We start from the raw sequence: 13,104 nt of genomic DNA, 5'->3' as shown, positions 1-13,104 counted from the left end.
AGGGGGCATCGCCGCACCCTAAAGGTAATCGTCCAATCGTCCGGCCCTGACCGTGTAGACGCTGGAGGTCCGAAGGGCGAAGATCGCGATTGTGTTGGGCATCTTAAATTTGAGCCCACAAATAGAATTTTTTGGGCACAGCCGATCAAAAGCCCGGCGCATTGCGGCGCAGTCGCCTGCATTCTGGCGTATTCAAGCTCGGTCTGGTCGATTGGGCGGGGCAATCCGGGATATCGGAGCGCAGGTGGCCCGCTAAGCGGGCGTGAACGCCAATCAGGTGTTCGCCTGGATCAAGCAGCACCGTGAAGGAACACTGCGGGTGCAGGGTGAGGTCGGCCCGACGCTATTGGCGGTGCGCGTGGTGGAGTCGGAAGTGGCCTCTGTTACCGCCTCGCCACTTGCTCCGATCCGGCCGGCCGTGGAGGTGTCGAAAGTCCCCGCGGCTGGGGTGGCCATCATGACGAGGCCTTCAGGCACGCTGGCTCTCCAGCAGAAACACGGGGAGCTGAAGATCGAAGGTTCCCCCGATCGGCAGGCGCTGGAGGCGGCGCTGCGATGGCTGACGCGTTGATGGGGCCGTCGATTAACACGCGCGTGTGGGCCGCAGCAGGGGTGACCGACATGTGGTGTGGCTTCGATACCCTGGCGGCTTAGGTGCAGATGGCGTTGGCTGGGGATCCGTTCTCGGGCCGGATTTTCTTATTCCGCGGGGGCGAGTCCACGCCATTGACAGAGACGCATCCAAAGAGGGCCAACACAGTTGGAATTGACGAAATTAACGAATAAATGGGAGTGCCAGAAATGAGATCTATACAGAAATCGGTATTTACAGACGGCCAAGAGGGGGGGTATTCCATCCGTAACGAAGACGCATATGCTCCCATGGAAGAGGGGGGCAGAGTTAAGTGTGCCGAATGCTCTGTACGCAAAATATATTACAGCTGGAACTTCAGTTCTTGAAATTGGAAGTTCCAACGGTAGAAAATTAGAAGCTCTACGCATGGCCACTGCGTGTGTCTGAATTGGTATCGACCCGTCAGTAGAAGCGATCTCTCGGGGTTCCAAGCTATATCCAGATCTGACACTCCGCGTAGGGACCGCTGGCAATCTGGAATTCGATGACAACTCCCGTGGCTTCATACTCTTTGGATTCTGCCTCTATCTTGTGGATAGAGACTTGCTAAGTCGTGTGGTAACAGAGGCAGATCGATGCCTAAAAAATGGCGGGTTCATAGGAATCACAGACTTCGTTCCCGACTTGCCCACAAAGCAGCAATATATACACCGAAAAGATGTCTTCACTTATAAATTTCAGTATGAGCAGATGTTCGTTGCTTTCCCCATTTTTTCATGATTGAAAGGCAGCCCTTTAGCCATTCTGCATCTGGCTTCCATTTAGACCCTCAGGAGCGATTGGCCGCCACTGTTATCTACAAGAATCTCGAAATGCCGAGCTCGACTCTCGGGGGGGCTGCCAAAGAAACTCTCGCGGGTCTCGGAGCAATCCGAGGCCCGCTTTGTTTTGCGTGTCGTTTGCGTGGCGGGCGTCGTTCATTCCGCTTCCATCGGCAATGATGCAGAATGTGCTCCTCAAGCGCCGATCGCGATCGGGGCTGGGGAGGCCCATCTCCCTTACTGCGGATCCCTGTTTCCCGGAAAACGACATCCATGACCGGCTCCCCCTCCATCAAGCCCGGCAATCGCCTGACGATCCTCATCTTCGTGATTCTCGCGGCAGTTGTGCTGTTGCTGATGCGGGTTGACTGGCTGACGGTGGGGCTGGGACCGTATTTCCCGGCGTATTGGACCGCCGTGCTGGTCTGGCTCGTCTGCGTCGTGCTCGTCATCCGGCGGCAGCGACGCTGGTGGGTGCTGGTGACCGCGCTGGTCGTGCTCTATCCGGCGGTCATGGTGGGATACTTCTTGATCGAGTGTTCGCGCAAGGCCTGCATTTTCTGAGCCAGGTTTGCTGTTCCGCCGGATGATCTGATCCGGCGCTTCCGGCGCGCGCATCCGAGCCGCCCATTTCCCTTTCTTCATTTCGCACCATCCGACGGTGGGCGGTCGTTCGCGCGCGTCGGCGTCCTGTCGGTCGGTCAGGCGTCGGCGCGCCCGTTGTTTGTCCGTGACATGAAAGCGGCTTCTGAAGCGCCTTCGAGGCGCTGGCGCGAGTGCCGTTTCGATGGGGGGTGGGCTGGCGTCATTGGTTTGACTTATTTAGTTACATAAATAGTAAAGAAATTAACAATGGTTAAAAGATTTCTCCAACTCTGGTCGTACCGCACGCCTATATTTCTGACTCGTAGCTAAAATTCACAAAAATGGCGTTTCAGTCGGTTTCGACGATGCAACAGCCTCGTCCGGCAAACAATTAGAACCCATCTATTAAGCCGCCGCCCCTGCGATGCTGCCCATTTTTGTTTCCTCGCCGCTCCTGCCGCTGCGCGCCGCTCCCGATATGACTCGGATCCGGCTTCCCATGCATGTCGTTGTCGCCTGCCTGGCGGGCCGGTTTGTGCTTCTCAGTACCTGATTCCCATGCAAATTCTGCACACGCTTTCTGGCCTCAATCTGGGCGGATTGGAGTTTCGCGTCCTGGATCAGTCGCGATGGCTCCAGAAACAAGGCCATTCCGTGGCAATTGCCGCACCGCCCGGGAGCGACACCCTGAAGCTGGCGCGTAGTTGGGGGTTGGCCACGATCGGCATGGATTTCAGTTCCCCCTACTCGTGGTCGGGCGTGCTCACGCTGCGGCAACTCGTGAAGGATCTGCGCATCCAGGTCATTGACGCGCACGGCACGCCTGACGCGAAAGCCAGCGCGCTTTGCCGCGATCTGTGTTCGCTGGTGCGGACCTGGCACTTCTCCAGGCCCCTGCGCACGTCGTGGCGGCGGCGGCTGGAGTGGCGCCTGGGTTGCCATCGCGTCATCACCACCAGCCAGGGCGGCGCCCAGGATATCGTCACGGCGGGTTTTGCCGGGCAGAAGCGTATCAGCGTGGTGGGCGAGTGGGCCGACCACGGATTCTTCGCCGACGTGGACAAGCAGGCGATACGCCATGCCATGCGGCAGGAGCTGAGGCTGGATCCGGCCGCGTTCGTGGTGGCCACCATCGGTATGCTGCGGCCCGACAAGCGGCAGGAGGATCTGTTGCGCGTGGTGCAGGTGCTGCGCCAGCGTGGCGTGCCCGCGCACGCGCTGGTGGTCGGCATGCCAACGCGCGCGACGGCCGCCTATGGCCAAAAGCTGCATGACCTGGTCGCGGAACTGGGGATTGGCGACTACGTGACCTTTGCCGGGCACCGGGAAGATATCTCGAACATCATCCACGCCGCCGATGCGGTGCTGGTGCCGTCGATCAACGAGGCTTGGTCGCGCGTTGTGCCGGAAGCCTACGCGTCGCGTTGCCCGGTGGTGGCCAGCGCGGTCGGCGGGCTGCCCGAGATCGTGCAGCCGGGCGACACCGGCTGGCTGGCGCCGGCGCAGGATGTCGCGAGTTTCGCCGATCACCTGGCCTGGATCTGGTCGCATCCCGAGCAGGCTGCCAGGATCGCCGAGCGGGCTCGCATGTTCGCCGACCGGCACTTGATGCTGTCCCAGAAAATGGCGGAGACGCTCAGCGCGTACCAGGCAGCGATGGAGGATGCGCGCTCGGCCGGGAACGTGGAAGCGATGGCCTGATATTGCGCGCGATCACGCGCGTCGGGAGGGCGGCCCCGGCCGCCACCGCCGTTTCCTGTGGACGGGCCGGTTGCCGATAGGTCGGTAGCCGGCCCGCGTCGTTTCCAGTCCGGGGATATTCCGGTCAGCGATCGCGTCGCCGCACCATGCGGCTGAAGCAGCGCATGACCGCCGCGACCGTGGTGGCTTCGCGCCAGTATTTGCGGCGCAGCGAGCGCAGCGGCAGCCACCAGGGCTGGACCACCACGTTGTCGGCCCAGGCCGGGCGCCAGCGGGGCATGTTGCGGGGGCGGTCGACGATGGTGACCGTCGACAGGCCGCAGCAGGAGGCCAGGTGGCCGATGCCGGAGTCGGTGCCGATGAACCAGCCGGACTCGTAGACCTCGGCGGCGACGCCATCGATGGATGGCGCCTCGACCAGGCCGACATGGGCCTGTTCCAGCAGCGGCAGCCAGTGGGCGCGTTCAGCGGGCGCCAGCACGAAGACCGGCTCGTAGCCCATGGCGCGCAGGCGGCGGGCGACGATCACGTATTTGCCGGGCGTCCAGCAGCGCTCGGCTTCGCTCGAGGTCGGATGCAGGATCACGCGCTTGTCATGGCGGCGGGCTTTGAAGCGGGCAGGGGCCCGCAGGCCGTTGTCGTTGCTCCATTCGGTCAGGCCGAAGGCGTCGACCGAGAAACGGCGGAATTCGTCCAGGATGCCGTTGGGCGAAGCGTGCCTGCGTGGCGCCGCGTGGATCTGGCCCCACTCCTTGGTGCTCAGGAAACGTGGGCAGACGCGGGTGAGGCCGTCGAAGGGGCTGTCCGGATCCATCTGCACGATGGTGTCGTATCCCGCCAGGCTGGCCGTGTCCGCCGGCAGGGGCTGGATGTCGAAATCGGGAAACCATTCGCGCAGGGCGTAGCCATGCACGCCGTACACGGTGATGTCGCGGCCGGCCTTGCGCAGATTGTTGGCGAGCGTCATCTGGTACAGCGAGTCGCCAAGACGGTTGGAGAGGACCAGCGCCACTTTGCCGGTCTGGAAGGAATGAGCGGTGCTCACGTTCGATTCATCCTCGTAGCTTTTGCAGCGGAGAATAACCGATTGTTTCTCCGGTTTTCGGAGGCCGCCTGCTGGCAGGCCTGTCAGCGGCGCGTGGGCTGGCCGGGAGTACGATTTCGGCATGCCTACGCCACCTTCTCAGCGAGCCCTGCTCTGGGTCGTCGCCGCCTGTTTCTTCATGCAGACGCTGGACACCACCATCGTCAATACCGCCTTGCCCGCGATGGCGCGCAGCCTGGGCGAAGACGTGCTGGCCCTCAAGCCCGTGGTGGTGGCCTATACGTTGACGATGGCGATGCTGACGCCCGCGTCGGGCTGGCTGGCGGACCGGTATGGCACGCGCCGCGTCTACCTGGCCGCGATCCTGGTGTTCGCGGTCGGCTCCGTGTTCTGCGGGCTGGCGCAGACCCTGACGCAATTGACGATCGCGCGCGTGGTGCAGGGCGTGGGCGGCTCGATGCTGCTGCCGATCGGACGCCTGGCGGTGCTGCGGCGGGTGCCGGGCGACCAGTACATCTCGGCCCTGGCGTTCGTCTCGATCGCGGGGCAGGTCGGGCCGATCTTCGGGCCGACGCTGGGCGGACTGTTGGTGCAGGTGGCCAGTTGGCACTGGATCTTCATGATCAACGTGCCGATCGGCCTGTTGGGATTGATTGCGGTGCGCCGCTACCTGCCCGAGGATGCGCTGGCCGATGTGGCGCCGTTCGACGTGCTCGGTTGCGGGCTGCTGTCGTTGTGCATGGTGTCCTTTTCCCTGGCGCTGGACCTGCCCGCCGGCGAGGGCCGCATGGCCTGGTCGTCGGCGCTGTTCGCGTTGAGCGCGCTGACCGTGCTGCTGTATGTGGCGCATGCCCGGCGGCGCGACAACCCGCTGTTTCAGCTGCGCCTGTTCCGCGAGCCCAATTTCAGCGTCGGGCTGGTCGGCAACCTGGTGTGCCGGGTCGGCAGCAGCGCGGTGCCTTTCCTGCTGCCGCTGCTGTTGCAGTTGCAGCTGGGCTATACGCCGTTGCAGTCCGGCCTGATGATGCTGCCGGCCGCCATCGCGGGCACCATCTCGAAACCCTGGATCGCGCCGCTGGTGCGGCGCTTCGGCTACGACACCTTCCTGCTGGCCAACACCGTGCTGGTGGGCGCCGCCATCATGTCATTCGCCGCGATCTCGCATGATTGGCCATTGCCGCTGCAGATCGCGCAGCTGGCGCTGTTCGGCGCGGCCAATTCCATGCAGTTCGCGGCCATGAACAGCGTCACCCTCAAAGGCCTGAGCACGCGCGATGCGGGCAGCGGCAATAGCTTGTTCTCGATGGTGCAGATGCTGGCCATCGGGTTGGGGGTGACCATCGGCGGCGGGCTGGTCGGCGTGTTCTCGGGCGCAGACAATGCCATGCTGGGGCGCGCGTTCATGCTGACGTTCCTGTGCGTGGGCGCCATCACACTGCTGTCGGCGCTGGTGTTCCGGCGCCTGGACGCCGAGAGCTTGAACGGCGCCGGCCGGCGCGCGGTTGGCTAGCGCGGCCAGGCCGTTCATCGCGCCCCGGCTCCTATCAGCCAACGGCGCAGGGGCGTCGAGTAATAACGCGCCACCAGTCCGCCCAGCATGGCCGACAGCAGGATCGCCAGCACGCTGGCGGCGGTCAGCGCGCCGGCGCGCCACCAGGTCGAGACGACGCCGCCGGAATTGCGGCAGGACGCGGCGGCCAGCAGCAGGACCGGGAACATGTGCGTCAGGTAGATCTCGTAGCTGTTGTGGCCGGCCCATCGCAACGCGGCGAGCAGCGGGTTGGGGCGGGCCGGGCGAGGGTGGCGGCTCCAGCCGATCAGCAGGCAGGCCACGCCGATTTCCAGCACCGTCACGTTCAGTCCCAGCGCGGTCAGCCCCAGCATGCTGGTGGCCTTGCGCAGGAAGAACACCAGCACGAACAGCGCGGCGCCGACCAGCAGCAGCTTGCGGCCTGCCTGGCCGCAGGCGGGCCGCGCGGCATACAGCGCGGCATACAGCGCGGCCAGACAACCGATGGCGATGCCGTCCATGCCGGCCAGGTAGGCGTGGTCGGCCCAGATCTCGTTGCGGGTGAAAGCGACGCGGGCGAACGGCCCGAGCGCGACGAACAGCAGCAGGGCCAGGAGCAGCGCGCGCTGGCCGGCTGCCAGCGACAACAGGCAGATCAGGGGGAATGCCAGGTAGAAGGCTTCCTCGATGGACAGCGACCACAGCACGTTCCAGGCCGCCGGCAGATAACCGACCTGGGCTTCCAGCCAGTTCAGATGCAGCGTCAGCGCGCTGATGGTGGCGTGCGCCAGGCTGGTGTTCTCGAGGACGAAGCCGGGCATCTCGATCGCGTGCAGCGTGGCCAGGATCGCCAGCAGCAACAGCAGGCAGGGATAGATGCGGGCGAAACGGCGGCGCAGGAACTGGCCCCAGGGCACGGCCTCTAGGCTGCCCCAGCGCTCGATGGCCGCGCGGGTGATGAGAAAGCCCGAGATCACGAAGAAGATGATGACGCCGTAGTAGCCGCTGCGATAGACGATATTGAAGAGGGCGGCGGGCAGCACCTTGCCCAGCAGGCTTTGCTCCTGCGGAATGTGGATCTGCACGTGCAGCAGCACGACACACAGGATCGAGATGCCGCGCAGGGCATCGATGGCGGGGTTGCGGTGGGCGCCCTGCACGGGGCGCGCGGCCCTGGGTGGTGGGGCGAAAGCAGGCATCGGTCAGTCCGGGTATGGAAAGACGCCATGCTAGCCAGCGCCCTGTTAGGGGATTGGGCGACTGTGTATAGATTTTGTAATGCCAGGGGCGAAATCCATCCGGCCCGCCGCGGCCCGCAAATGGAAGAGCGCCCCAGCTCGAGATGAGTCTGGGGCGCTCCTGCCCGGCTTCGCACGCGATGGGTGTCAGACAGCCCGGCAAGTCCAATCTACTGCCGCCCCAGAGGGTCGGCAATAGGGAAAACCCGATAGAAATTAGGGGGTTACAACATTTTCCAGCGTGCCGCTCCCGCTGGGGGCGGCGCGGCGATGACCGCTGCCAGGCGCATCGTCAAGGCCTTGGGATGAATTCATCCAGCTCGGCATCTGCGAATTGTGGCGTTTTTCCCGTGCGCTGACACTGGATCCCTCATTTCATCGCGAGCGGAGATCGGCAGTGTTGGGATACCTGAAGCGTCAAGCCGGACAAGGCATGACGGAATACATCGTGGTCGTGGCGCTGGTGGCGGTTGCGGCGATCGCCGTCTACCAGGCCCTTGGCCAAGTGGTGCGGTCGCAGACGGCGGCCATGGCGCGCGAGCTGGCGGGCGAGGATGGCAGCGCCCAGTCGAACGCCGCGAGACTGGCGGTGCAGAAGGCAGCGGGCCAGACCAAGGCGCGTTCGCTCAAGTCCTTTACCGGCAACGCGGCGGCCGATCAATGACGGGCCCGGTAACGCGCGCCCGGCCGCGCATCACCCAACGCGGCCAGGCGCTGGTGCTGGGCATGATGCTGGCGGCCACGGTCTCGGCGGCGCTGGCCATGCTGTACGCGCTGGGGCGCACGGTCGAGGCGCGGGCGCGGCTGATCCACGCGGCGGATGCCGCGGCCTACAGCGGTGCGCTGGAGCAGGCCCGTCAGTTGAATTTCCTGGCTTATGCGAATCGCACGCAGATCGCCCATCAGATCGCGATGGCGCATCTGGTCACGCTGGGGGCGTCGTTGTCGTTCGAGCGCACACTCGCCGGCCAGCGCCGACGCAACAATCCGCCCGCGCGCTTGCTGTCCTCGCTGTTTGGCCGTGACGTCGCGCTGGCCTATGGCGCGGCGCGCACCGAGCCCGGAGCGCAGGTCGAGTTGATGCGCGCCTACGCGGAACATGATCGTGTCGTGCATGAGGTGCTCGAGGCGGGTGCGGATTCCGCGGTGGCGGGGTTGCCGGCCGCGCGGGAGCGTCTCATGCGGGCAGTGCTGCGGGCAAACTATCCGGCCACCGGCGCGTCGAGGCGGACAGATTCAGCGGCCGCGGCGGCCAACGCGCCGACGATCCGTCTGCTGAGCGATGGCTGGCCGGAATTCCTCCTGCACCGTGCGGCGTTGCCCGGTAGCGCCCTGCGCCTGGCCGTCGAGCGGGCCGCCGGGCGCTACGGCTTTCTCGGCAACCGTGATGGGACGCGCGCCAATCCCACGACCGTCAATGCGCAGTGTCCGCTCGCGCGGCATCGACTGCGTCGCCGTGGCGCGACCTGGCTCGGCGCGGACGGGCGTTGGGGGGCGCTGGATACGCAGTCGTTCCATTCCCAGCGCTTCAACCGTTGGGCGGGATGCTACTACCGGGAATATGCGATGGGTTGGGGCGTGGTGTCGGGGCCGGGATCCGCAGGCCCGGATGGCCTGGAATATGTCGAGAATCCCCCTGGTGATTTCACTTCCCAGGACTTCTGGCAGTGGGTGCGGCGGTCCACCGCCTGGGATGTCCGTGACGGCACGGGCAATCCTCTGGCCAATTCCTACGCCATGGCGCAGGTGCAGCCTTGGCCCGGCTTGGGCTTGCCCGGCTACTACGACGTGGCGAGCGTGCATGGCGCCGATCCGCTGCGATTCGCCTTGGCGGTCAGCGTGGCGCACGATGGGCTTGGCGATACGGTGGCTGCGGGCGCTGCCGCGTCTGTACGCGGGCCTCGCGGCGGGGAAGCGGGTCTGGGCGGGCCGTTGGTGGTCACCAGTGCTGCCGAGACCTACTACGCGCGGCCCGAGCCGCGTGCCGACGGTCGCGAGGAACTGCCGACGTTGTTTCGTCCGTACTGGCAGGCCCGGCTGGCCGCGGTAAGGCCAGAGGAAGCCCTGCGGGCCTGGGAGGCGCCATGAGCATCCTCCGTGCATGGCAACGCGGCCAGGCGCTGGTCGAGGCGTTGGTGCTATTGCCCTTGTTGATCTTGTCCTGCATGGCTGTGGCGTGGCTGGGCCAGTTGCTGTTCATCGCGCAGGCGGCCGGCGTGGCCAGCCGCTCGGCCGCGATGGTCGCTGCTGCGGGTGGGGGCATCCCCGCACGATCTGGCGCGCTGGTGTTGGCTCGGTCGTCCGTCGATGCGGAGGACTCTCGCCTGGCGCCCCGGCTGGCGGAGTGGCTGGGCGCCGATGTCCGTCAGGTGTCGGTCACGGCGCATGCCGAGGTGGCGGGCGCCGGACCTTGGGGGGCATTGCGTATCGAGCGGCGTACCTGCGTCGCGGCCGGCGCCGGCAACGCGGATGGCGATGAGGATGTGAGCCGCCGTATCGGGGCGGCGGCGATTTCCTGGGCGCAAACGGCGCAACGTTCCTTGTCGCTGGCGCGCGAGATCAGCGGTCGAGTGATGGTCGCGGATAGACCCTGGAATCGGCCGGCGCTTTCTCAGGACTGGTTGTCTTCATGGGCCGACGTGGCGCCAGAGCAAGGATTGGCGCGAAACGGGAGGGCGGCGCGATGAATGCGCGGTCATTCTTCGGCGGGCTGCGGCAGAGCCCCTCAGTCCACGGACAGCCGCGCGCGGCGCAGCGGGGCTCTGCATCGCGCGTGCTGGCCGCTTCGGCATTGACCGTGTGGGTGGCGCTGGCCTGGCCGGCGGCCTTGGCTGGAGCTGCCACGCAGGCCTCCCGCGCATCGTCGAGCCCGGTATCTCCGGCCGGATTGCGGTTTCCTCCCGGCTCTCGGGTCGAACCCTTGGCGGATCGCATGTGGCTGAATGGCGCCGCGATGCAGGCATTGATGTTCGATGCGCCCGTCGATGTGCCGGAACTGATCCGGGTTCTGTCGCGCCAGCAGTCCGCGTTCAGCGATCTCCAGATATTGCCGGGGCAGGCGATCCTGTCCGGTTGGGTTGGCGATGCCTTGTGGGTGGCGCGCATGGCCAGCCCCGGGGGCGGCCGTAGCGTCGGCAGCGTGTCGTCGATCACGCCTGCGGCCAAAGCCGTTACCGACATGTCCGCCTGGTTGCCGGCCGATGCGCGGCTGATGCTGGACTTCGCGGTCGAGCAGGCAAGCGGGACCGTGGCCGAGTCGATCTGGTGGCATCTTCTTGCGCCGTCGCGGTTGGCGCCGTTGCTGCGGCAAGGATTGCTGCGCGCGGGTTGGCGGGATCTCGACAGTGATCGGGCCGTGGCCTGGCAATCATGGCGGCGGCGCGACGAGCGCCTGCAATGGATGTTGACGCCGCTCGATGCCGGCAGTGGCCTGTGGATCCGGCGGTGGACGCCATGACGCGCAGGCTCGTCCCCGGCCCACGGCAGATTGCCGTCTTCCTGCTGGCTCTGGCGGCCGGCCTGTTGTCCGCATGGGCGGTGCGTGAGCATGTGCGGCAGCGTGTCGAGACCCTGGAAGCCGAGGGGCGTGTGCCGCTGGTCAGCCGTCTGGTCGCCGCTCACGACCTGGCGGCCGGTACGGTGCTGGAAGACCGACATTTGGCGGTGCGCGACGTGCCCGCGCAATGGGCGCCGGCGAGCAGTCTCGAGCCGGGGGCCGTCGACAGTGTGTTGGGCATGCGACTGGCGGCGGCGCTGCCTGGCGGCGAACTGGTGCTCAATGCCTGCCTCGCGGCCGCTGATCCCATGGCCAAGCCGTCGTTGGCGTCGCGGCTCGAGGCGGGACAGCGCGCCTTCGTGGTGCCGGCCGCCGACCTTGGGAGCCTGGCCGCGGCGTTGCGGGTGGGAGATGCCATTGATGTCTATCTGACGCTGCCGCGTCATGGCCAGGACGCTGTTGTGCCCGTGTTGCGAGGCGTGCGGGTGCTGACCGCGGCCGATGGGCTCCTTCCGATCACATTGGCGGCATCGGTGGATCAGATCACCAGCTATCTCATGGCCAGGCGGGCAGGCGCGTTGACCGCCGTGTTGCGTGATGCTGCAGACGTCTCGGATAGCGCTGCCCTGGCGCCCGCTGAATTGATGTCGTTGCTGAATGGCGATCGCCAGTCCCGGCCCGCGCCGCGGGTGGTCATCCTGTACGGCGACCGGCTGGGTGATCAGGCGCAGGCATCGAGTCTGCCCCCGACGGATCCTGAATCGGAGTTTCCATGAACATCGGAATGATCGCGGCGTGGTCCGCAATGTGCCTGGGGGCAGCCGCGTTACCCGCATGGTCCGCGGGGCAGACGCTCGACATGCAGGTCGGAGAGAGCCGCGTGTTGGCGGCGCCGGGCGTGACGCAGGTGGCCATCGGCAACGGCGAGGTGCTCAGCGCCGTCGCCACCGAGGGCCGCGAGGTCGTGGTCTTCGCGCGCGCCGAAGGCATGTCGTCGGTGCAGGTGTGGGCCGACGGCGGCGTCAGGACCTACTCGGTCGAAGTGGCGCCGGCGGGCGCCCCGCGGTTGCGGGCGGAAATCGAATCCTTGCTGGCGCGCATTCCCGGGGCGCGCAGTTCGGCGGTGGGCGGACGCATCGTGATCGAGGGCGATGACCTGTCCGATGACGACCGCGACCGGATCGCCGCGCTGGCGCAACGTTATCCCGAGGTCGTCGATTTCACGGGCCAGGTGGGCTGGGACAGCATGGTGCTGCTGGATGTGCAGGTGGTGGAAATCCCCTCGTCGAGGTTGCGCGAGATCGGGGTGCGGTGGGATGGCATGACGCAGGGCGGCCTCAATGCGGCGCTGGCATGGGATGCCGGGTCGCTTGGCCGCATCGCGCGGCCGGGTGAACAGGGGGTCGATGCGCCGGGGGCGCTGTCGTCCGCCGCCGGCTATTTCGGCGTCAATGCCCTGTTGTCCGCCCGCATTGCGGCGCTGGCCCAGAGCGGCGAGGCCGTCATGCTGGCGCAGCCGCAATTGCTGGCCCGCAGCGGCGCCAGCGCGACGTTCCTGGCTGGCGGAGAAGTGCCCTATGTCTCGACCGATTCGCGCGGCAATCCCACGACGCTGTTCAAGCCCTACGGCGTATCGCTGCGGATCACGCCGCGCATCGATCGCAACGGCGTCATCCGCTCGCTGATCGAGGTCGAGGCCAGTTCCGTCGACATGGCGCTGACAGCGGCCGGCGGGCCGGCGCTGCGCACGCGCCGGGCATCCACCGAATTCAACGTGCGCTCCGGTGACACGCTGGTCATCGGCGGCTTCCTGTCGCGCGAGCGCGCCGACGATGCCAGCGGCATTCCCGGCTTGAAAGACATCCCCATTCTCGGCGCGCTGTTCTCGTCGCGGCGCTACCAGCTGCGTGAGACCGAGCTGGCCATCTTCGTGACCCCGCGGATCGTGTCGCGTAACGAGTCCGCGATGGCGGATCGGGTGCGGCGCGCGCGCGCCGTGGTCGACGCCGCATTTCCGCAACCGTCCCGGTTGGGAACCTCTTCACTCATGGACGCGGGTTGGAGCACCCGCGCCGGGGCGGGTTCGCAATGGGACAACGACAGGTCGGCGTCGGCGCCGGCCAACCAGGAGTAG

Annotated in this window: 13 protein-coding genes; 11 read left to right on the top strand and 2 right to left on the bottom strand. The window is 66.2% G+C overall.

Annotated elements, in window-relative coordinates:
• Nucleotides 1-262 precede the first annotated feature (262 nt).
• From H0523_RS02000 to H0523_RS01985, 4 genes are all read left to right on the top strand, one after another.
• On the top strand, nt 263-571 hold the full coding sequence (locus H0523_RS02000; RefSeq protein ID WP_054461144.1) for a hypothetical protein: 309 nt from the start codon (nt 263-265) through the stop codon (nt 569-571).
• A gap of 450 nt (nt 572-1,021) precedes the next feature.
• The gene (locus H0523_RS32430) at nt 1,022-1,354 is read left to right on the top strand and encodes a class I SAM-dependent methyltransferase (protein ID WP_082404578.1); all 333 of its coding nucleotides are present in this window, start codon (nt 1,022-1,024) and stop codon (nt 1,352-1,354) included.
• Nucleotides 1,355-1,668: 314 nt separating this feature from the next.
• Nucleotides 1,669-1,959: a hypothetical protein gene (locus tag H0523_RS01990; RefSeq protein ID WP_054432473.1), complete on the top strand. Its 291-nt coding sequence runs from the start codon at nt 1,669-1,671 to the stop codon at nt 1,957-1,959.
• 579 nt (nt 1,960-2,538) lie between these two features.
• Complete coding sequence (locus H0523_RS01985) at nt 2,539-3,681, top strand: glycosyltransferase family 4 protein (RefSeq protein WP_054432472.1); 1,143 nt, start codon at nt 2,539-2,541, stop codon at nt 3,679-3,681.
• A 124-nt stretch (nt 3,682-3,805) separates the two neighbouring features.
• On the opposite strand, the gene H0523_RS01980 is transcribed toward H0523_RS01985, so the two are convergent.
• Entirely contained in the window at nt 3,806-4,726 is a 921-nt protein-coding gene (locus H0523_RS01980) for a glycosyltransferase family 9 protein (protein WP_054432471.1), read from the bottom strand.
• Nucleotides 4,727-4,847: 121 nt separating this feature from the next.
• Here H0523_RS01980 and mdtD point away from each other — a divergent pair, with 121 nt between their 5' ends.
• The gene (gene mdtD, locus H0523_RS01975) at nt 4,848-6,236 is read left to right on the top strand and encodes a multidrug transporter subunit MdtD (protein WP_054432470.1); all 1,389 of its coding nucleotides are present in this window, start codon (nt 4,848-4,850) and stop codon (nt 6,234-6,236) included.
• A 14-nt stretch (nt 6,237-6,250) separates the two neighbouring features.
• Here the strand turns inward: mdtD and H0523_RS01970 are convergent, their stop codons facing one another.
• The gene (locus tag H0523_RS01970) at nt 6,251-7,435 is read right to left on the bottom strand and encodes an acyltransferase family protein (protein ID WP_054432469.1); all 1,185 of its coding nucleotides are present in this window, start codon (nt 7,433-7,435) and stop codon (nt 6,251-6,253) included.
• 472 nt (nt 7,436-7,907) lie between these two features.
• Here H0523_RS01970 and H0523_RS01965 point away from each other — a divergent pair, with 472 nt between their 5' ends.
• The 6 genes from H0523_RS01965 to H0523_RS01940 all read left to right on the top strand — a co-directional run bounded on the left by H0523_RS01965 (nt 7,908) and on the right by H0523_RS01940 (nt 13,104).
• Nucleotides 7,908-8,138 carry a hypothetical protein gene (locus H0523_RS01965; RefSeq protein ID WP_054432468.1) on the top strand — a complete coding sequence of 77 codons (231 nt, stop codon included), beginning with the start codon at nt 7,908-7,910 and terminating at the stop codon, nt 8,136-8,138.
• The gene (locus H0523_RS01960) at nt 8,135-9,562 is read left to right on the top strand and encodes a hypothetical protein (protein ID WP_054432467.1); all 1,428 of its coding nucleotides are present in this window, start codon (nt 8,135-8,137) and stop codon (nt 9,560-9,562) included. The genes H0523_RS01965 and H0523_RS01960 overlap by 4 nt, the downstream gene beginning before the upstream one ends.
• On the top strand, nt 9,559-10,161 hold the full coding sequence (locus H0523_RS01955; protein ID WP_054432466.1) for a hypothetical protein: 603 nt from the start codon (nt 9,559-9,561) through the stop codon (nt 10,159-10,161). The genes H0523_RS01960 and H0523_RS01955 overlap by 4 nt, the downstream gene beginning before the upstream one ends.
• 245 nt (nt 10,162-10,406) lie before the next feature.
• Nucleotides 10,407-10,931, top strand: a complete 525-nt coding sequence (locus H0523_RS01950; RefSeq protein ID WP_054432496.1) for a hypothetical protein — start codon at nt 10,407-10,409, stop codon at nt 10,929-10,931.
• Nucleotides 10,871-11,746, top strand: coding sequence for a Flp pilus assembly protein CpaB (gene cpaB / locus H0523_RS01945; RefSeq protein ID WP_231689966.1), 876 nt, complete (start codon nt 10,871-10,873; stop codon nt 11,744-11,746). The genes H0523_RS01950 and cpaB overlap by 61 nt, the downstream gene beginning before the upstream one ends.
• Complete coding sequence (locus H0523_RS01940) at nt 11,743-13,104, top strand: type II and III secretion system protein family protein (protein WP_054432464.1); 1,362 nt, start codon at nt 11,743-11,745, stop codon at nt 13,102-13,104. The genes cpaB and H0523_RS01940 overlap by 4 nt, the downstream gene beginning before the upstream one ends.

The sequence above is a fragment of the Achromobacter insuavis genome, assembly GCF_902859645.1.
GTDB lineage: Bacteria > Pseudomonadota > Gammaproteobacteria > Burkholderiales > Burkholderiaceae_B > Achromobacter > Achromobacter insuavis.
Note: the sequence above shows the minus strand (reverse complement) of the source record. Positions and strands in the feature narration are given on the sequence as shown.

Bases quoted from the DNA above. Each gene is read 5' to 3' on its own strand.
- H0523_RS01990 (WP_054432473.1), top strand. From the start codon at position 1,669: ATGACCGGCTCCCCCTCCATCAAGCCCGGCAATCGCCTGACGATCCTC.
- H0523_RS01985 (WP_054432472.1), top strand. From the start codon at position 2,539: ATGCAAATTCTGCACACGCTTTCTGGCCTCAATCTGGGCGGATTGGAG.
- mdtD (WP_054432470.1), top strand. From the start codon at position 4,848: ATGCCTACGCCACCTTCTCAGCGAGCCCTGCTCTGGGTCGTCGCCGCC.
- H0523_RS01970 (WP_054432469.1), bottom strand. From the start codon at position 7,435: ATGCCTGCTTTCGCCCCACCACCCAGGGCCGCGCGCCCCGTGCAGGGC.
- H0523_RS01965 (WP_054432468.1), top strand. From the start codon at position 7,908: ATGACGGAATACATCGTGGTCGTGGCGCTGGTGGCGGTTGCGGCGATC.
- H0523_RS01960 (WP_054432467.1), top strand. From the start codon at position 8,135: ATGACGGGCCCGGTAACGCGCGCCCGGCCGCGCATCACCCAACGCGGC.
- H0523_RS01955 (WP_054432466.1), top strand. From the start codon at position 9,559: ATGAGCATCCTCCGTGCATGGCAACGCGGCCAGGCGCTGGTCGAGGCG.
- H0523_RS01950 (WP_054432496.1), top strand. From the start codon at position 10,407: ATGTGGCTGAATGGCGCCGCGATGCAGGCATTGATGTTCGATGCGCCC.
- cpaB (WP_231689966.1), top strand. From the start codon at position 10,871: ATGGATGTTGACGCCGCTCGATGCCGGCAGTGGCCTGTGGATCCGGCG.
- H0523_RS01940 (WP_054432464.1), top strand. From the start codon at position 11,743: ATGAACATCGGAATGATCGCGGCGTGGTCCGCAATGTGCCTGGGGGCA.